Here is a 19,131-nt window from a genome sequence, read left to right on the forward strand (position 1 = left end):
CGATTCAACAATTACTCAGTTTTACAAATCGTATTGTTTAATTTTTCGGTATAATGTTCTTTCTGAAATACCTAGTTCTTTAGCAGCAAGTTTACGTTTGTTACTGTTTTTTTCTAAAGATTTTTTAATCATTTCAATTTCTTTGTCTTGTAAAGATAAAGATTCGTCTTCTTCGATAGTCTCAATAAAATCATAATCTTTTTCTGCGGATGCATTTTGAGGAATATTCAATACTTCTACATTATTGTCTATTTCCTCTTTTTCTCCGTAGATTTTTTCAATCAATTGGTGATTTTCTGCTTGTACTTCTTCTACATTTCCACTCTTCATTAAATCTAACGTCAACTTTTTTAAATCGTTGATGTCATTACGCATATCAAATAATATTTTATACATAATGTCACGTTCCGTAGAAAAATCATTGTCTTTCTTGCCACCAATTACAGCAGGTAAATTACCATTGTTATTTGGTAAGTATTGTTGTAATTTAACAGCAGAAACAATTCTTTCTTCTTCAATAACAGAGATTTGTTCAGCTAAGTTTTTTAACTGACGGATGTTTCCTGGAAAACGATAGTTCAATAATATTTTCACAGCTTTTTCATCTAAGCGAATAGAAGGCATTCTGTATTTTTGAGCAAAATCTGCAGCAAATTTTCTAAATAATAAATGAATATCTTCTTCACGCTCTCTTAATGCTGGTAAATGAATTTCTACAGTACTTAATCGGTAATATAAATCTTCTCTAAAACGTTCTTTTTGAATAGCAGATTGCATATTTACATTTGTTGCAGCTACAATTCTAACATTGCTTTTTATTACTTTAGAAGAACCTACTTTTATGAATTCACCATTTTCTAAAACACGTAATAAACGTACTTGAGTTGTTAATGGCAATTCACCAACTTCATCTAAAAAGATAGTTCCTCCATCAGCAACTTCAAAATATCCTTTTCTGTCTTGTGTTGCGCCTGTAAATGAACCTTTTTCATGTCCAAATAACTCACTATCAATTGTTCCTTCAGGAATTGCACCACAGTTTACTGCAATGTATTTTGCATGTTTTCTGTGTGATAATGAATGTATTATTTTAGGAATATTTTCTTTACCAACTCCACTTTCTCCAGTAACTAAAACAGAAATATCAGTAGGAGCAACTCTTACTGCTTTTTCTAAAGCACGGTTTAAGTGAATATCGTTACCGATAATTCCAAAACGTTGTTTTAATGCTTGTAAGTTTTCCATATTTTCTTTTTTGAAACAGGATTATTTTGATTCAAGAAACAAGATGTCTTGTTTCTTGAGTTTTTTGTCAATTATTTATAGAAAAGAAATTTAATTTCTAAAGCTCTATAATTCTTAATTATGCTTAGCCCTGATTGAAGTGGCATCCTTTTTGTTTTTACAAAAAGATACAACGTAAAGCAGGAAATAGCTTCTAATTATTATCAGAATACCCAACAGCAGTTCCTTTTAAGGTTGCCGATGTACAATCTTCTACTTTTACCATTACAAAATCACCTAATTTATAATCGCCTTTTGCAAAAACCGCAACGGTATTTTGTGTATTTCTACCTTTCCATTCATTTGGGTTTTTCTTAGAAGTACCTTCAATTAAAAATTCTTCTGTTTTACCTAAATGTTGTTGTGTTCTATATAAAGCGTGTTCTTGTTGTAGGTCGATAATTTCTTGTAATCTGCGTTTTTTTACTGCATGAGGAACATCATCTTCCATTTTTTTAGCAGCTAAAGTTCCTGGTCTTTCAGAATATGTAAACATAAAACCGAAGTCATACTTTACATATTTCATCAAATCTAAAGTGTCTTGATGATCTTCTTCTGTTTCTCCACAAAAACCAACAATCATATCTTGTGATAAAGACATTTCTGGAACAATCTTAAAAATATTGTCAATTAATGTAATGTATTCTTCACGCGTATGTTGTCTGTTCATCGCTTTTAGCATATTGTTACTTCCACTTTGAACAGGTAAATGAAGATATTTACAGATATTCTTGTGTTTTGCCATTGTGTAAATTACATCTAAACTAATATCTTGAGGGTTAGACGTTGCAAAACGAAAACGTGTTTTAGGAAATTGAGTAGCACACATATCTAACAACTGAGCAAAATTTACAGCAGTTGCTTGTGCCATTTCTGTTGCTTTATTAAAATCTTTTTTAAGACCACCTCCATACCATAAAAAGCTATCTACATTTTGGCCTAAAAGTGTAATTTCTTTATAATTTTGGTCAACCATAGATTGAATTTCCTCTAAAACACTCTTTGGATCACGACTTCTTTCGCGTCCACGAGTAAAAGGAACCACACAAAAAGTACACATATTGTCACAACCTCTTGTAATAGAAACAAATGCTGTAACTCCGTTAGAATTTAATCTTACAGGAGCAATATCTCCATATGTTTCTTCTTTTGATAAAATTACATTTACTGCATCTCTACCTTCATTAACTTCTTGCAATAAATTTGGTAAGTCTTTATAAGCATCTGGACCAACAACTAAGTCTACGATTTTTTCTTCTTCTAAGAATTTTTCTTTTAAACGTTCGGCCATACAACCTAAAACGCCAACTTTCATATTTTTATTTACTTGTTTTACAGCGTTGTATTTTTGTAATCTTTTACGAATAGTTGTTTCTGCTTTTTCTCTAATTGAGCAAGTGTTAACTAATACCAAATCTGCTTCTTCAAGCACTTGAGTTGTGTTATAACCTTGTTTATCTAATATAGCAGCAACAATCTCACTATCGTTCATATTCATTTGACAGCCATAGCTTTCAATGAATAATTTTTTAGTGTTTTGTTTTTTATTTTCAGTTACAAGAGCCTTTCCTTGTATTTTGTCGTCTATGATTTTTTCTACGTGTTCCATCTATCAATTTATCATTAAAGGGTGAGCAAAGATACAACCAAATTTGAATTTTTGTGACAAATTGGCAGAAAAAATAATCTACCAATTCTATTATTTATTTATTGAAAAATGAAGAAATAATTTTTTTTTACAAAAAACTGTCTACTTTTGCAAATGAGAATAATACGTTTTTGAAGCGTTTTTATTGATAAAAGAAAGATAAATGGCAAAGAATTTAGTAATTGTAGAGTCACCAGCAAAAGCAAAAACCATCGAGAAATTTCTTGGAAAAGATTTTCAAGTAGAATCTAGTTATGGTCATATTGCAGACTTACCATCCAAAGAATTGGGTATTGATGTAGAAGGAGATTTTAGTCCAAAATATATTATTTCAGACGATAAAAAACCAGTTGTAAAGAAGCTAAAAGCTTTAGCGAAAAAAGCAGACATTGTTTGGTTAGCGAGTGATGAGGATAGAGAGGGTGAAGCAATTGCTTGGCATTTGAAAGAACAATTAGGTTTAAAAGAAGAGAATACAAAACGTATTGTTTTTCATGAAATTACTAAGAAAGCCATATTAAATGCAGTCGAAAATCCTAGAGATATAGACTATAATATGGTAAACGCACAACAAGCACGTAGAGTTTTAGACAGACTTGTTGGATATGAACTATCTCCAGTTTTATGGAGAAAAGTTAAAGGAGGTTTATCTGCAGGAAGAGTGCAATCTGTTGCTGTTAGATTAATTGTAGAAAAAGAAAGAAGTATTTACGAATTTAATTCTGAGACACATTATAAGGTTGTTGCTGAATTTTGTAATGTAGAAGGAAAAAAGTTTAAAGCTTCAATTCCTAAGAATTTTGATTCTAAAAAATCTGCTGAAGATTTCTTAAATTCATGTTCTGATGCAGATTTTTCTATTGCTGAATTAACAAAGAAACCAGCAAAAAAATCTCCAGCAGCGCCATTTACAACTTCAACATTACAACAAGAAGCTTCTCGTAAATTAGGTTTTCCGGTTGCTAAAACAATGCAAGTTGCACAACGTTTGTATGAAGCCGGTTTAATTACTTATATGAGAACGGATAGTGTAAACTTATCTGTTGATGCAAGAGATGCAGCTGAAGAAGAAATTACAAATTACTACGGAAAAGAATATAGTAAACAACGTGTTTTTAAGTCGAAATCTAAAGGAGCTCAAGAAGCCCATGAAGCGATTAGACCTACAAATATGAAAATGCATTCTGTTGATACTGAATATGATCAAACTAGATTGTATGATTTAATTTGGAAAAGAACATTGGCTTCTCAAATGAGTGATGCTCAGTTAGAGAGAACTAATTTTAAGATAGAAAATTCTAAAAATTCAAAAATCTTCACTGCAAATGGTGAAATGATAAAGTTTGAAGGGTTCTTAAAAGTGTATTTAGAAGGAAATGATAATGAAGATGAAGAGCAAGCAGGAATGTTACCAACGTTAAAAGTTGGTGAACATTTAGATTATACTTTTATAAATGCTACTCAGAGATTTACAAGTCCGCCTTACCGTTTTACAGAAGCTTCTTTGGTAAAACAATTAGAAGAATTAGGTATTGGTAGGCCGTCTACATACGCGCCAACAATTTCTACAGTACAAAGAAGAGGTTATGTAGAAAAAGGAGAAGATGAAGGTCTGGAGAGAGATTATGAACAAATGATTTTATCTGCAGGAGCTGTAAAAAGCCAAATGTTGACAGAAAAAACAGGTTCTAATAAAAATAAATTAATTCCTACAGATATTGGAAATATTGTGAACGACTTTTTAGTTGCAAACTTTTCTAATGTTTTAGATTTTGGGTTTACAGCTAAAGTAGAATCTTCTTTTGATGATATTTCTCATGGTGATGAAGATTGGATAGAAATGATAAAAGGTTTCTATACAAAGTTTCATGATACTGTAGAAGATGTTAAAGAAAATGCAGATAGAGAAAGTGGAGAACGTATTTTAGGAAAACATCCAGAAACTGGGAAAACAGTTTTAGTTCGTCTTGGTAAATTTGGACCAATTGCACAAATTGGAGCGCCAGAAGATGAAGAAAAAGTATTTGCTAGTTTAAATAAAGATCAGCATTTAGGAACAATTACAATGGAAGAGGCATTAGAATTGTTCTTGCTTCCAAAAACATTAGGAGGATATGAAGATGAGGAAGTAATCGTTTCTAACGGACGTTTTGGGCCTTATATTCGTTTCGGAACTATGTTTGTTTCTTTGGAAAAAGGAGAAAACCCAATGGAGGTTGATTTGCCTAGAGCAATAGAATTAATTGTTGCTAAACAAAAAGCAGACGCACCAATTTATCATTACGAAGATTTACCTGTACAGAAAGGTGTTGGACGTTTTGGACCATTTTTAAAATGGAATAATATTTTTATCAACGTAAATAAAAAATACGATTTTGATAATCTTACTGATGATGATATTATTGAATTAATTGAAGTTAAAAAACAGAAAGAGATAGATAAAGTTCTTCACAATTGGGAAGATGTTGGTATCCGTGTTGAAAAAGCAAGATGGGGACGGTTTAATGTTTTAAAAGGGAAAATCAAAATTGAGTTGCCAAAAACAACTGAAATTGAGAAAATGACCAAAGAAGAGGCTGTTAAAATGATTGAAGCAAAAACTCCAAAGAAAAAGGTTGCAAAGAAAAAAGCCGTAAAGAAGAAAACTACTGCTAAAAAAACAACGAAAAAGAAGTAGGTATTTGCTATATTGCATTCCTCTTAAAAAAAATTGATGAACCAAGACTTCTTAACCCCTGTAAAAGAATCGGTTGTAGCGCATTTAGCGGTGCAGTCTAATTTGTGCTTTGGTCAAATAATTAGAATTCACACTGAAGAAGAAGGTTTTCCTGATTTAGAAAACGTTCAAATTGCAATTTTAGGAGTTCAAGAAGATCGGAATTCTGAAAATAATTTTGGTTGTGGAGAGGATTTGCATTTTATCCGCACAAAATTATATGAATTGTTTCCAGGCAACTGGAATGCTCCAATTGCTGATTTAGGAAATGTGTTAAAAGGGAATTCTGTTTCTGATACTTATTTTGCAGTTTCTGAAATTATAACAGATCTACTTAAGAAAAACATTATCCCAGTTATTATTGGTGGAGGTCAAGACATTACTTATGTAAATTACAGAGCTTACGATTCTTTAGAACAAACTGTAAATATTGCAGCTGTAGATAGTCGTTTCGATTTAGGTAATTTAGATGATGAATTATCATCTCAATCTTATTTAAGTAAAATAATTATGCAAGAACCAAACAACTTGTTTAATTATAGTAACGTTGGTTATCAGACTTATTTTAATTCACAAGAAGAAATTGAATTATTAGATAGTTTGTTTTTTGACGCTTGCAGATTAGGGAAAGCGAAAGAATTAGAAAATATTGAGCCGGTATTTAGAAATGCAGATATTGTTTCTATAGATTTAGGTTCTGTAAGACAAAGTGAAGCTCCTGCCAACAATAATGCTTCTCCAAATGGATTTTATGGAGAAGAAATTTGTGCAATTTCAAGGTATGCAGGTTTAAGTGATAAAGTATCTTCTTTTGGAATTTATGAATATAATTCTAAGTTAGATAACAATCACCAAACGGCACATTTAATTGCTCAAATGATTTGGTACTTTATTGAGGGAGTTAATTTTAGAGTAAAAGATTATCCGTTTTCAGGAAAGGAAAATTATCAAAAATTTACAGTTTTATTAGAAGATGATGATCCTTTAACATTTTATAAAAGTAATAAATCTGGAAGATGGTGGATAGAGATAAAAATATTATCGGATAATAAATACAAAAGACATGCGTTAATACCATGTACTTATAGTGACTACACCGATGCAACAAAGCAAATTATTCCTGAGAAATGGTATAAAGCGATGCGAAAATTAGTGTAATTAAAAAAAGGTTAAAATAACATAGTGTTAAAATGCAATTTGTGTATTGTTTTTTAACAAAAAAAATAATAGGTTTACGGACTTTATAGTAAAGACATTTTAAAATATGAAGAAAGCAGCAATATTTGCACTTTTAATAGTAGTTTTTTACAGTTGTGGCTCTAATGATAGAGGTGAGTTAGTAGGAGTAAAGTCTAAGAAAAAGTGGTTTTCAGAAAAACCATTTGGTACGGCTTTAATACCTGGGGGGTCATTTACAATGGGTAAGCAAGATCAAGATATTATTGGTACGATGAATGCTCCAACAAAAACTGTTACCGTTAGACCATATTATATGGACGAAACAGAGGTTACAAACAATGAATATAAAGAGTTTGTAGTTTGGGTAAAAGATTCTATTGTAAGAACTCGATTAGGGTATCAACAAGAATTTGCAGGAATGATTGGAGAGCCTAACGCAGATGGAACACCATTATCTGGTGGAATTCATGATTATGCCTTTGCTGTAGCAGACACAACAGATGCAAATGCGTATCAAAAATATATGTACGACAATTATTATAGCCTAGGTGATGGTATGGATTCTATAAAACCATTAAATTGGGATGCCGATATTATTTGGAATAAAGAAGAATTTCCTGATGTAGATTATGTAGAAGTTATGGATTCTTTATACATTCCTAGAGAAGAAGCTGTAGATGGAGTTAGAACATTTAATACAAAATTCTTAAAATATAGATATTCTTGGTTTGATAGAGATAATGCTGCTAGAAAAGGTGGTAATCGAAAAGATTTTGTTAAAACAGAGGTTTTAAATATTTACCCAGATACAACTGTTTGGGTAAAAGATTTTAACTATTCTTATAATGATCCAATGCACCAAGATTATTTTAATCACCAATCTTATGGAGATTATCCAGTAGTTGGTGTTACTTGGGGACAAGCAAATGCTTTTTGTAATTGGAGAACTAAAAAGAAAAACGATTATTTAAAACGTAGAAAAAATGCAACAGCCGTACCAGACTTTAGATTACCAACTGAAGCAGAATGGGAATATGCTGCCAGAGGAGGTTTAGAATTTGCAACATATCCTTGGGGAACTGGTGGTACAACTAGTGATAGAGGTTGTTTCTTAGCAAACTTTAAGCCTGTAAGAGGTAATTATGCAGTAGATGGAGCGCTTTATACTATGGAAGCTAAATCTTTTAACGCTAATGATTACGGTTTATATAATATGGCAGGGAACGTTTCTGAATGGACAAATTCTGCTTATAATTTATCTTCTTATCAGATGGCTTCTACAATGAATCCGAATGTTGAGGATAGAAAAAACAAAAGAAAAATAATACGTGGAGGTTCTTGGAAAGATGTTGCATACTTTTTAGAAGTAGGTTCTAGAGATTATGAATATGCAGATACAGCAAGAAGTTACATTGGTTTTAGAACCGTTCAGAATTACATTGGTACAGCAAATAAATAAATAATTTAAAAAAGATATATATTACTATGGCACAGTCAAGAACTTATAAAAAGACAATGAACTTCGTTTACGGAATGGGGGCAGCAGTTGTTATTATTGGAGCATTATTTAAAATTACACACTTTCATATTGGTTTTCTTACAGGAACATTAATGTTATCTATTGGTCTTGTAACTGAAGCATTGGTTTTTGCAATTTCAGCATTTGATACCCCAGAAGATGATTTTGATTGGTCTAAAGTATATCCTGAATTAGGCGAAGATGGTTTCTCTGTTGAAAAAGATGAAGTTGGAGCACAAGGTTTATTATCTCAAAAATTAGATATTTTATTACAAGAGGCTAATATTGATGCTGGTTTAATGGAGAGTTTAGGAACAAGCATGAAAAACTTTCAAGGAGCTGCAGAAGGATTATCTGCTGCATCAGAATCTATTTCATCTACAAATAAATATAATGAGCAAGTTTCTATGGCAGCAGTGCAAATGGAAACTTTAAATAACTTGTATAAAGTACAAGTAGAAAACACAACAAAGCAATCAGAATTAAATGGAGCTGTTGTTGAGAATACAGAGAAATTAAAAGAACAAATGGAGTCTTTAGCAAAAAACTTATCTTCTTTAAACGGAGTTTATGGAGGTATGCTTTCTGCAATGTCTAAATAATAATTAGTTAAACTAATATGAATATTTACTTAAAAAACTAATTATAATGGCAGGAGGAAAAATGTCCGCAAGACAGAAAATGATAAACTTAATGTACCTTGTTTTTATTGCAATGTTAGCAATGAATATGAGTAAAGAAGTTTTATCTGCTTTTGGTTTTATGAATGAAAAGTTGACTGAAAATAATATTTCAACTACAACAAAAAATAATGAAGCTTACGCTAATTTAGCTACTAAGGCTTCTGAGCAAGCAGCTAAATTTGGTCCATTAAAAGTTCAAGCTGATAAGATTAAAAGTTATTCAACAAATTTTTACTCTTATTTAGAGGAGTTGAAAGGTAAAATGACTTCTGATTTAGATGATATGCAAGATTATGAATCTATGGATCAAACAGCTTTTTTAGATGAGTATTTCTTCAAAGGAGATAAATTCACAAAAGAAGGTCAAGAATTTTTAGATAATATTAATGGGTATAGAACTGATGTTTCTTCTGTTTTAGGGACAGATAGTAAGTTTATTCCTGTTTTAACTAAAAGGTTTTCTACAGAAGATGTAGTTAATAAAGAAACAAAAATAGCTGTTCCTTTTTTAAATGCGAGATTTGAAGGTTTTCCTTTAGTAGCTTCTTTAACTGGTTTAACTCAAATGCAAGCAGATATTAAGAATACAGAAAGTGATATTGTTGCAGATTTATTAGGAGGTAAATTAGAAGAGGCATTATCATTAACTAACTACAAAGGAATAGTTGCGTTAGAAAAAAATGCTTATTTCGCAGGAGAAAAAGTGACAGGTAAAATTGTTTTAGGTCGTTATGATGCTACTATGGTTCCCGATAATGTTACTTTAAACGGTAGAGATTACAAAAATATTCAATCCGGCCAAGTAATTATAGATATGCCTGCAGGAAATGTTGGTAATCATGATATTAAAGGAACAATTTCTTTTACTCAAGATGGTGAAGTTGTAGGTGTGCCTTTTGAAAGTTCTTATTCTGTTATTCCAGAACCAAGTAATGCTGTAGTTTCTGCAGATAAAATGAATGTTGTTTATAGAGGTTTGCAAAATCCTATTTCAGTTTCTTTACCAGGTGTTAGTGATAACAATTTAAGAGTTTCTGCAAGTGGAGGAACTTTAACTGGAGGTAAAGGAAAATATAGTATTAGACCAGGAGCAGGGAAAATAGCAACGATTAATGTTAGTGCCAAGTTAAGTAGTGGGAAAACGGTTAATTCTAAAGCTACTTTCAGAATTAAAGATATACCAGCTGCTATGGGATCTGTAAGAGGACAATATGGAACTGTAAGAATGCCTAAGTCAGGTTTGTCTAATGCACCAATTGCAGCAGGTTTACCAGATTTTGAATTCGATTTAAAAATTAAAGTTCAGAGTTTTAAAATTAAAGTACCAGGTCAATTAACTATTATTGTGAATGGATCTAAATTAAACGCTGCAGCAAAGCAAAAGCTGTCTAAAGCGAAAAGGGGAGATATCATTAATATTTATGGTATTAAAGCTACAGCTAACGGGTATAACCTTAAAAAAGTATTACCAGTTAATATAGAGTTAACAAATTAGAAGTAAAAAAATAAAATATGTTTAAAAATTGTTTAATATTATTTTTCGCTTTGATGATAAGTGGTTCAATAAATGCGCAAGCAAACTTATTGAATGCTAAAAAGGTTGAGCAAATAGGAGTGAAAAATCAGCAACAAGTAGCTGCAGATAATGATGCGCCTATTCCTTACGGATACGTAGATGATAGAGATGTATTATGGTCTAAAGTGGTTTGGGAATTTATTGATTTAAATCAAAAAATAAATTTACCTTATTATTTTCCAATTGATACTACAAATATCTCTTCAGACAGAAGATCTTTATTTGATACATTGATTAAAGGAATTAAACAGGGTAAAATAAAAGAAGCATATTCAGATTCTTTCTTTACATCTAAAATCACTCAAAACGAGATCGACACTAGAATGTCTAGTATTAGAGAAGAGAATGGTTATAGTGATACAATTAGACTTCAAACACAAGATGTAGAAGGGTATATGATTAAAGGAATGTGGTATTTTGATAAACGTCAAGGTGAGTTAAAATACAGATTGTTAGCATTAGCACCAATGGGTAAAGATGTACAAACTTTAGGAGTTCAAGATATTGAAGATGAAGAATTGTATGAGTTATTTTGGGTTTTCTTTCCTTCAATAAGAGATGTTTTACATGATGCTAAAGTTTTTAATCCAAAAAACGCTTCACAGCCAATTTCTTTTGATCACATGTTAAATGCTAGAAGGTTTAGCAGTACAATTGTTAGAGAAGAAAATATTTATGGTAACAGGGCTATTTCAGATTATGTTAGAGGTAACTCTTTATTCCAATTATTAGAAGCTAATAAAATTAAAGAAGACATTAGAAACAGAGAAATGGATATGTGGAATTACTAGTTCTACAATCATTAAAATTATATAAAACGTTTGCGCAAGCAAGCGTTTTTTTGTTTGTAGCTATTTCCTGCTTTTCGCACTCGCTTTTTTTCGTACCTCAAAAAGAGCTCAAACAAATGCTACAATCAGGGCTAAACATTTTAGAAACAATTAGAATAATTAAAATTTAAGAGCAAATTCACGTACTTTTATGCCATGAAAGTAGATTACATAATTGTTGGTTTAGGTTTAGCAGGTTTAGCTTTTGTTGAAGAGTTAATTGCAGCAAAAAAAACATTCTTAGTATTTGAAGATGATTCTCAAACATCTTCTTTAGTTGCTGGTGGTGTTTATAACCCTGTTATTTTAAAAAGATTTACATCTGTTTGGAATGGTACAGAACAATTAGAATTGGCACTTCCTTTTTATAAAGGTTTAGAAGAGAAATTAAACATAACTGTTGATCAAAAGTTTGTTATTAAAAAATCTTTTAAATCTATTGAAGACCAAAATAATTGGTTTTCTGTTTTAGATAAACCAAGATTGGTAGATTATTTAGATCCTAAATTAGATAAACAAAATTATAACGGAGTTTTGGCTGATTTTAGTTTTGGTAATGTGAACAAAACAGGTAGAATTGATACAGCAAAACTAATAACTGCTTACAGAACATATTTAGAATCTGATAACTTAATTCGTTTTGAACAGTTTAAACATGATGATTTAAACATTGAAAAAGAGTTTATAACTTACAAAGATATTACAGCTTCAAAAATTGTTTTTTGTGAAGGTTTTGGAGTTACACAGAATCCATATTTTAATTATTTACCAATAAATGAGGCAAAAGGAGAATTATTGACAATTCATGCTCCTGAATTAAATATCGACTTTCTTTTAAAATCTACTCTTTTTGTATTGCCTTTGGGTGATAACTTATACAAAGTAGGAGCTACTTTTAATTGGACAGACAAAACATCTGAACCATCGGAAGCAGGAAAAGAAGAGTTGGTAGAAAAACTGAAAAAGGTAATTACTATTCCATATACAATTGTTTCTCAATCTGCAGGAATCAGACCAACAGTTTCCGGTAGAAGACCTTTGGTTGGTATTCATCCGGAAGAATCGAAATTAATAGTTTTAAACGGTTTAGGAACTCGTGGTGTAATGATTGCACCAACTGTTGCTAAAAACCTCTTTAATCACTTAGAAGTTGGGGAAAGCTTAGATGATGAAATAAATATTGATCGTTTTAAGCATTTAAACAAGTGGCTGTCTTAAAAGAATATCTTTTTAAGGATGCAATACGCGTTAAGGATTGAGCGGTTTGTTTGAGCTCTTTTTGTTTTTACAAAAAAGCGAGTAGCGAAAGCCTGTTAAAACGCCCTAAATATTTATTTTATTTCTTTTTTAGAAATATTTTCATCGTAAGAAACAAACATATTTATCCAAATAATTCTTGATAAACGCATGTTAATTGGTGCTAAAACGAGTAGCACAGCAATAATTGCAGTGAAACATTGTAATAGAGAAAAATTTAGGATTCCCATTGTAATTACAAAAGTTGCAACAGAAAGTGCAACTGTTATTCCGTAATTTACGTACATAGCTCCATAAAAGAAAGAAGGTTCCATCATGTATTTTAAATTACACTTTGGGCAATTATCGTGTAACTTCGTTATTTTACTTGGGTTGTATGTGATTTTATGCTCAAAAAAATCACCTTCATGACATCTTGGACACTTCGCATTTACAATGCTATATAACTTGGTTCCTTTTTTAAACATAATAGACTATAAATTTGTATACTTTTGCAAATATAGAGTTTAAAACTTTTTTTAAGTAACAATTTATTATATTACATGCTAAACGTACACAACTTAACGGTTTCCTTTATGGGAACTGAATTATTTTCAGGAATTACTTTTAAACTTAATAAAGGTGATAGAATTGGTCTTATTGGTAAAAATGGGGCAGGAAAATCTACGCTTTTAAAAGTGCTTTCTAAAGATATAGAAAGCAGTGGTACAATGGCTTTCGATAAAGATGTTCAGATTGGTTTTTTAAGACAAGATATTGATTTTGTTGAAGGAAGAACAATTTTGGAAGAAGCGTATCAAGCTTTTGAAGAAATTAAAGAAATTGAATTAAAACTCGATGAAATTAATGAGCAATTAGCAACTAGAACCGATTACGAAAGTGAAGGTTACAGTCAGTTAATTCATGATTTAACAGACTTAACTGAGCGTTATGAATTGCTTGGTGGTTACAATTATCAAGGAGATACAGAGAAAATATTACAAGGTTTAGGTTTTCAGAGAGAAGATTTTGATAAATTAACTAGTACTTTTTCTGGAGGTTGGAGAATGCGTATTGAATTGGCAAAACTACTTTTACAGAATAATGATATTCTTTTATTAGATGAGCCAACAAATCACTTAGATATTGAATCTATTATTTGGTTAGAGAATTTTTTAAAGTCTTATTCTGGTGCAATTGTATTAGTATCGCATGATAAAATGTTTTTAGATAATGTAACGAATAGAACTATCGAGATTTCTTTAGGTCAGATTTATGATTATAAAAAACCATATTCTCAATTCTTAGTATTAAGAGCAGAAATTAAGGAAAAACAATTACAAGCGCAGAAAAATCAAGAGAAAGAAATAAAACAGAAACAGCATTTAATAAATAAGTTTAAAGCGAAAGCTAGTAAAGCTTCTATGGCGCAATCTTTAATGAAACAACTTGATAAAGTTGAATTAATTGAGGTTGACCAAGATGATAACCAAGCAATGAATGTTCGTTTTGCTATTTCTAAAGAACCTGGAAAAATTATTGTGGAAGCAGAGAAGTTGTGCAAGAGTTATGGAGATAAGCACGTTTTAGAAGATGTAGATTTATTAATTGAAAAAAATAGTAAAATTGCTTTTGTTGGTCAGAATGGACAAGGAAAATCTACTTTGGCAAAAATGATGGTTGGTGAAATTCCGTTTAAAGGTCATTTAAAACTAGGGCATAATGTAGAAATCGGTTATTTTGCTCAAAATCAATCTGAAGAATTACCACCAGAAAAAACAGTATTAGAAATCATGGAAGATGCTGCAACTGATGGAAACAGAATGCGCGTAAGAGATATGTTAGGTTCTTTCTTATTTGGTGGAGATGCAGTAGATAAAAAAGCAAAAGTACTTTCTGGAGGAGAAAGAAATAGGTTAGCTTTATGTAAATTATTATTACAACCATTTAATGTGTTGATAATGGATGAGCCAACCAATCACTTAGATATTGCTTCTAAAACAGTATTAAAAGAAGCTTTAAGAAGTTTTAATGGAACTTTAATTGTGGTTTCTCACGATAGAGATTTCTTACAAGGATTAACCTCTAGTGTTTATGGTTTTAAAGATAAAGTGATAAAAGAATATTTAGGTGATATTGATTATTTCTTAGAGCAACATAAAATTGAGAACCTTAGAGAGGCAGAAAAAAGAACAGTTGTAAAGGTTGATAAAGATTCTTCTAAAAAAGAATCACATCAATTATCTAGAGAGCAAGAAAAGCAATTGAAGAAATTGAAGAACAAGCTTTCTAATATAGAAACTGAAATTGCTGATTTAGAAGGTGAAATTGCAAAAATAGACTTAGAATTAGCACAAAATTATGATGAAGTTTCTGCAAGACCAAACTTCTTTGAAAAATACAAAGCAAAGAAAGCAAAATTAGATTCTTTAATGGAACAATGGGAAAAGGTAGAAGCAGAAGTTTCTAATTTTTCATAACTTTTTAAGTGGCTGTTTTTCTTTTGATAAGTTATACAGCCATTTCTATAAAGAGTATTTAGATTTTAAATTAAATATAAAATAAGCCAATTTTAGATTCCTGTTTTACAGGAAAGCAAAAGATAAATTTGATTATAATATACAAAGTGAAAAAATAAAATAGATTTTTTATTTTTATAACACGCTTTTGTATGTTATCAAATTATTATCTTCTATTTTTGTACCAACAAATTTTTTAGATTGAGTAACACAAATAATTCTTTTTTCGACACTGATTTTATTTCTGAAAATCAACAAGTTTTTCTTCCAATTTTAGAAGAAAAAAAGATAGAACTTTTTATAAAAAGAGAGGATTTAATCCACCCTTTAGTTTCTGGTAATAAATTTAGAAAACTAAAATACAATTTAAAAGAAGCTACAAAACTTAAAAAGAAATCGCTACTTACTTTTGGGGGTGCATTTTCTAACCATATTGCAGCAACTGCTGTTGCTGGTAAATTAGCAGGTTTTAAGACTTTTGGAATTATTCGTGGAGAAGAATTAGCAAAAAATCTTACTCAAACTTTAGAAGAAAACTCTACGTTAAGAGAAGCATATGAAAACGGAATGAAATTTCAGTTTGTTTCTAGAGAACAGTATAGACAAAAATCTTCGTTTGGTTTTATTGAAAAAATGAAGAACAAATGGGGAGATTTTTATTTAGTACCTGAAGGTGGAACAAATTGTTTAGCAGTGGATGGTTGTGAAGAAATTTTGACAAAAGACGATCATCAGTTTGATTATATTTGTTCTGCTGTGGGAACAGGAGGAACTATTGCTGGATTGATAAAAGCTAAAAAGAAACGTCAGAAAGTTATTGGTTTTCCTGCTTTAAAAGGGAATTTCTTATCGGAAGAGATTAGAAAGTATGTTGTTAAAGATGCTAGTTGGAGTCTTCAAAAAAAGTATCATTTTGGGGGTTATGCAAAATATGATGATGAATTAATAGATTTCATTAACAACTTTAAAAAGGATACGAGTATTCAGTTAGATCCTATCTATACTGGAAAAATGTTGTTTGGAATTATAGATTTAATTAAAAAAGATTATTTTGATGAAGGTGCTAAAATATTAGCAATTCATACAGGAGGTCTTCAAGGTATCGAAGGTATTAACAAACAATTAGAAAAGAAAGAACAATTGTTAATTGATGTTTTATGAAGTTAAGGATTGTACTATATTGTGTTTTTTTATTGCTTTTAGCAAGTTGTGGTTCTAGTAAAAAAACGAATGAGAGTAAAAAAGATGCTGGTATAGTTTTAAATGAATCGAAACCAGTAAAGTTACCTTCAGTAAATGAAAAAGAACTTACAAAAAAACTCATAAAGAAAAACCCTAAACTTAATAAACAGACGTTAGCTTATATTAGAAAATATGCGCCAATTGCTGTAAAGGAAATGCATCAAAATAAAATTCCTGCAAGTATAACTTTAGCACAAGGAATTTTAGAATCGGGTAGAGGAAGAAGCGAATTAGCTTTAAAATCTAACAACCATTTTGGAATAAAATGCCACACTCAATGGAAAGGTGAACGTGTTTATCATGATGATGATGAGGCAGGTGAGTGTTTTAGAAAATATCAATATGTAGAGACTTCTTATGATGATCATTCAGCTTTTTTAACACAAAGAAAACGATATGCTTTCTTATTTAATTACGGAGCTAAAGATTATAAGAAGTGGGCAAAAGGATTGAAAAAAGCAGGTTATGCTACTGATAAAAAATATCCAAATAAGTTAATAGGTATTATCGAAAATTATAAGTTGTATGAATTTGATAATGTAAAAAAGAAAGACTTTAAAGTCAGTAATAAAACAATTAAGAAAGAAGCCGTTAAGAAAGTAACAAAAGAAGCTAAACCTAAATATACTGTTGGTAAGTATTACGAAGTAAAGAAAGGAGATACGCTGTATTCTATTGCTAAGAAATTTAATACAACTGTAGACGTCATTAAAGAAATTAATGCTTTAAAAGACAATACAATTTCTATTGGTCAACACTTATTAACAAGGTAATTATAGATTACTTATCGTTGCCTTTTATCAGAAGGTTTAATATTTTTTCTACTCCAAAATTATCATTATTATCTGTAGTATAATTTGCGATTTTAGTAATGTCTTTATGTGCATTTTTCATAGCAAAACTAAAATCAGCTTCTTTTAGCATTTCGATGTCATTATGATAATCACCAAAAACCATCGTTTCTTCTTTTGTAATTTGAAGTAGTTTTTGAACTTCTCTTAAAGCATTTCCTTTGTTTGCTTTCTCATCAGAAATATCTAGCCAGTTTTTACCAGAAATTTTAATAAGAATTTCATCTTCAAACGGTTTTAACTTTGGATAAATGTACTCTTCAGATGAAGTAAAATGATAAATAGCAATTTTTAAAAAGTCTTCAGAATCTATTACATCTGTTAAGTCTTCTACAATTTGAAAACTATTATAATATTCTTGAAACAGCGTTATAAAAGCTTTATTTTTAGATTCTATAAAAGCTCCGTCTTTTCCACATAAAACTACATGAGCATCATTTATAGTCCTTAAAACAGGAATGATTGTTCTTATCTTATCTTTTGATAATGGAGAAGAAAGCAATACTTCTTCTTCCTTTTTTGCTATACCTCCATTTTCAGCGATGACAAAAATATCATCTTTTATTGCATCCAATTTATTGATAATACTATTGTATTGTCTTCCACTAGCTGCACAAAAATGAATGTTTTGTTGTTTTAATTGATCGAATAATTCAAAGAATAACGCACTAACTTCTCCTTTAGAGTTTAGTAGTGTGCCATCCATATCAGAAACTACTAATTTTACTTTTGATAGATTCATAGTTTCTTAAAGGTAGTTATTGAAATTTATAAGATTTTTTTTGTAGAATTTCTCTCAACTAAATCTGTTTTAACAACAATAGTTTCAGGTTTTTTCTTAATCTCAGATTTGTCTTCTAAACGATTAATTAGCATTTCAGCAGCTGTTGCTCCCATAATCTCTCCATGTTGACTAACTGTTGTCATTCTTGGACTAGAGTGTCTTGCTAAAATTCCGTTTGAAAAAGAAATTACAGAAAAGTTTTCAGGAATTTTATGTCCTTTTTTAATAGCAACTTTCATGGCAGCAATCGCAGAAGATTCATCTGTAGCAATAACGCTATCTATGGTGTTGTTTTTAAAGATTGGCTCTAAGATTTGTTCATAATTTTTATAGTCGTCATCTATATTTATGATTAGGTTTTTTTCAACTTTAATATTAAAATCTTCTAATCCTTTTAAATAGCCTAATTGTCTTCTTCTTCCAATTTCTAAGTTATTCATTGTAGAGATAAAGGCAATATTTTTATGACCAGATTTCACTAAATATGAAACAGTACTTCTGGCACTGTCAAAATTATCAGTAACTACTTTATCACAATTTATTTTATCAGCAACTCTATCAAACATAACAATAGGAGTACCGTTATCTAATACTTCTTGAAAATGATTGAAATTATTTTGAGAAATAGTTTCTTCTGCAAGAGACAAAATAAAACCATCTATACTTCCGTTAGAAAGCATTTCTATCGTTTCTACTTCTTTCTTAAACGATTCATTAGAAATACATGAAATTATTTTATAACCTCTGTCGTTCGCTACCTTTTCTATTCCGTTAAAGACTTGAGCAAAGAAATAGTTTAACATATTCGGAATAATAATTCCAATAGTTTTTGTCTGCCTGTTTTTTAAACTTAAAGCGTTAAAATTAGGTTTGTAATTTTTCTCTTTAGCATATTTCTGAATCTTCTCTTTTGTGCTTACACTAATTTCATAGCTGTCATTCAGTGCTTTAGATACAGTAGAAATAGAAACATTAAATTCTTTTGCAATGTCTTTTATGGTAAGTCTTTTCATATAAATCAGTATTAATGTCTAAAATACAAAAATACCTTAATAATAATAGAG

Annotated in this window: 15 protein-coding genes; 10 read left to right on the forward strand and 5 right to left on the reverse strand. The window is 30.3% G+C overall.

Annotation, left to right across the window (positions count from 1 at the left end):
- Positions 1-21: 21 nt before the first annotated feature.
- Both BTO07_RS15180 and miaB read right to left on the reverse strand, forming a co-directional pair.
- Entirely contained in the window at positions 22-1,245 is a 1,224-nt protein-coding gene (locus tag BTO07_RS15180; RefSeq protein WP_087522028.1) for a sigma 54-interacting transcriptional regulator, read from the reverse strand.
- 193 nt (positions 1,246-1,438) lie between these two features.
- Positions 1,439-2,893 (reverse strand): tRNA (N6-isopentenyl adenosine(37)-C2)-methylthiotransferase MiaB, encoded by a 1,455-nt coding sequence (miaB, locus tag BTO07_RS15185; RefSeq protein ID WP_087522029.1) that lies wholly within the window; start codon positions 2,891-2,893, stop codon positions 1,439-1,441.
- 202 nt (positions 2,894-3,095) lie between these two features.
- Here miaB and topA point away from each other — a divergent pair, with 202 nt between their 5' ends.
- The 7 genes from topA (at position 3,096) to BTO07_RS15220 (ending at position 12,653) form a co-directional block, all read left to right on the forward strand.
- Positions 3,096-5,609 carry a type I DNA topoisomerase gene (gene topA / locus BTO07_RS15190; RefSeq protein ID WP_087522030.1) on the forward strand — a complete coding sequence of 838 codons (2,514 nt, stop codon included), beginning with the start codon at positions 3,096-3,098 and terminating at the stop codon, positions 5,607-5,609.
- A gap of 36 nt (positions 5,610-5,645) precedes the next feature.
- Entirely contained in the window at positions 5,646-6,806 is a 1,161-nt protein-coding gene (locus tag BTO07_RS15195; RefSeq protein WP_087522031.1) for a formimidoylglutamase, read from the forward strand.
- Positions 6,807-6,912: 106 nt separating this feature from the next.
- Complete coding sequence (gene gldK, locus BTO07_RS15200; RefSeq protein ID WP_087522032.1) at positions 6,913-8,286, forward strand: type IX secretion system lipoprotein PorK/GldK; 1,374 nt, start codon at positions 6,913-6,915, stop codon at positions 8,284-8,286.
- A 26-nt stretch (positions 8,287-8,312) separates the two neighbouring features.
- Positions 8,313-8,948 (forward strand): type IX secretion system motor protein PorL/GldL, encoded by a 636-nt coding sequence (gene gldL / locus BTO07_RS15205; protein ID WP_087522033.1) that lies wholly within the window; start codon positions 8,313-8,315, stop codon positions 8,946-8,948.
- 46 nt (positions 8,949-8,994) lie between these two features.
- Complete coding sequence (gene gldM, locus BTO07_RS15210) at positions 8,995-10,524, forward strand: type IX secretion system motor protein PorM/GldM (RefSeq protein ID WP_087522034.1); 1,530 nt, start codon at positions 8,995-8,997, stop codon at positions 10,522-10,524.
- A gap of 17 nt (positions 10,525-10,541) precedes the next feature.
- The gene (gldN, locus tag BTO07_RS15215) at positions 10,542-11,396 is read left to right on the forward strand and encodes a type IX secretion system ring protein PorN/GldN (protein ID WP_087522035.1); all 855 of its coding nucleotides are present in this window, start codon (positions 10,542-10,544) and stop codon (positions 11,394-11,396) included.
- Between the two features lie 195 nt (positions 11,397-11,591).
- Positions 11,592-12,653: an NAD(P)/FAD-dependent oxidoreductase gene (locus BTO07_RS15220; protein ID WP_087522036.1), complete on the forward strand. Its 1,062-nt coding sequence runs from the start codon at positions 11,592-11,594 to the stop codon at positions 12,651-12,653.
- 113 nt (positions 12,654-12,766) lie between these two features.
- Here the strand turns inward: BTO07_RS15220 and BTO07_RS15225 are convergent, their stop codons facing one another.
- Positions 12,767-13,159 (reverse strand): DUF983 domain-containing protein, encoded by a 393-nt coding sequence (locus BTO07_RS15225; protein ID WP_087522037.1) that lies wholly within the window; start codon positions 13,157-13,159, stop codon positions 12,767-12,769.
- A 75-nt stretch (positions 13,160-13,234) separates the two neighbouring features.
- Here BTO07_RS15225 and BTO07_RS15230 point away from each other — a divergent pair, with 75 nt between their 5' ends.
- The 3 genes from BTO07_RS15230 (at position 13,235) to BTO07_RS15240 (ending at position 17,205) form a co-directional block, all read left to right on the forward strand.
- Positions 13,235-15,151 (forward strand): ABC-F family ATP-binding cassette domain-containing protein, encoded by a 1,917-nt coding sequence (locus BTO07_RS15230; protein ID WP_087522038.1) that lies wholly within the window; start codon positions 13,235-13,237, stop codon positions 15,149-15,151.
- A 240-nt stretch (positions 15,152-15,391) separates the two neighbouring features.
- Positions 15,392-16,351, forward strand: a complete 960-nt coding sequence (locus BTO07_RS15235; protein WP_087522039.1) for a 1-aminocyclopropane-1-carboxylate deaminase/D-cysteine desulfhydrase — start codon at positions 15,392-15,394, stop codon at positions 16,349-16,351.
- The gene (locus tag BTO07_RS15240) at positions 16,348-17,205 is read left to right on the forward strand and encodes a glucosaminidase domain-containing protein (RefSeq protein ID WP_087522040.1); all 858 of its coding nucleotides are present in this window, start codon (positions 16,348-16,350) and stop codon (positions 17,203-17,205) included. Before BTO07_RS15235 ends, BTO07_RS15240 begins: the two co-directional genes overlap by 4 nt.
- Positions 17,206-17,212: 7 nt before the next feature.
- On the opposite strand, the gene BTO07_RS15245 is transcribed toward BTO07_RS15240, so the two are convergent.
- Positions 17,213-18,025 (reverse strand): Cof-type HAD-IIB family hydrolase, encoded by an 813-nt coding sequence (locus tag BTO07_RS15245; RefSeq protein ID WP_087522041.1) that lies wholly within the window; start codon positions 18,023-18,025, stop codon positions 17,213-17,215.
- Between the two features lie 26 nt (positions 18,026-18,051).
- Entirely contained in the window at positions 18,052-19,080 is a 1,029-nt protein-coding gene (locus BTO07_RS15250; RefSeq protein ID WP_087522042.1) for a LacI family DNA-binding transcriptional regulator, read from the reverse strand.
- Between the last annotated feature and the right edge of the window lie 51 nt (positions 19,081-19,131).

It is taken from the genome of Polaribacter sp. SA4-12, from assembly GCF_002163675.1.
In the GTDB taxonomy this organism is placed as follows: Bacteria; Bacteroidota; Bacteroidia; order Flavobacteriales; family Flavobacteriaceae; genus Polaribacter.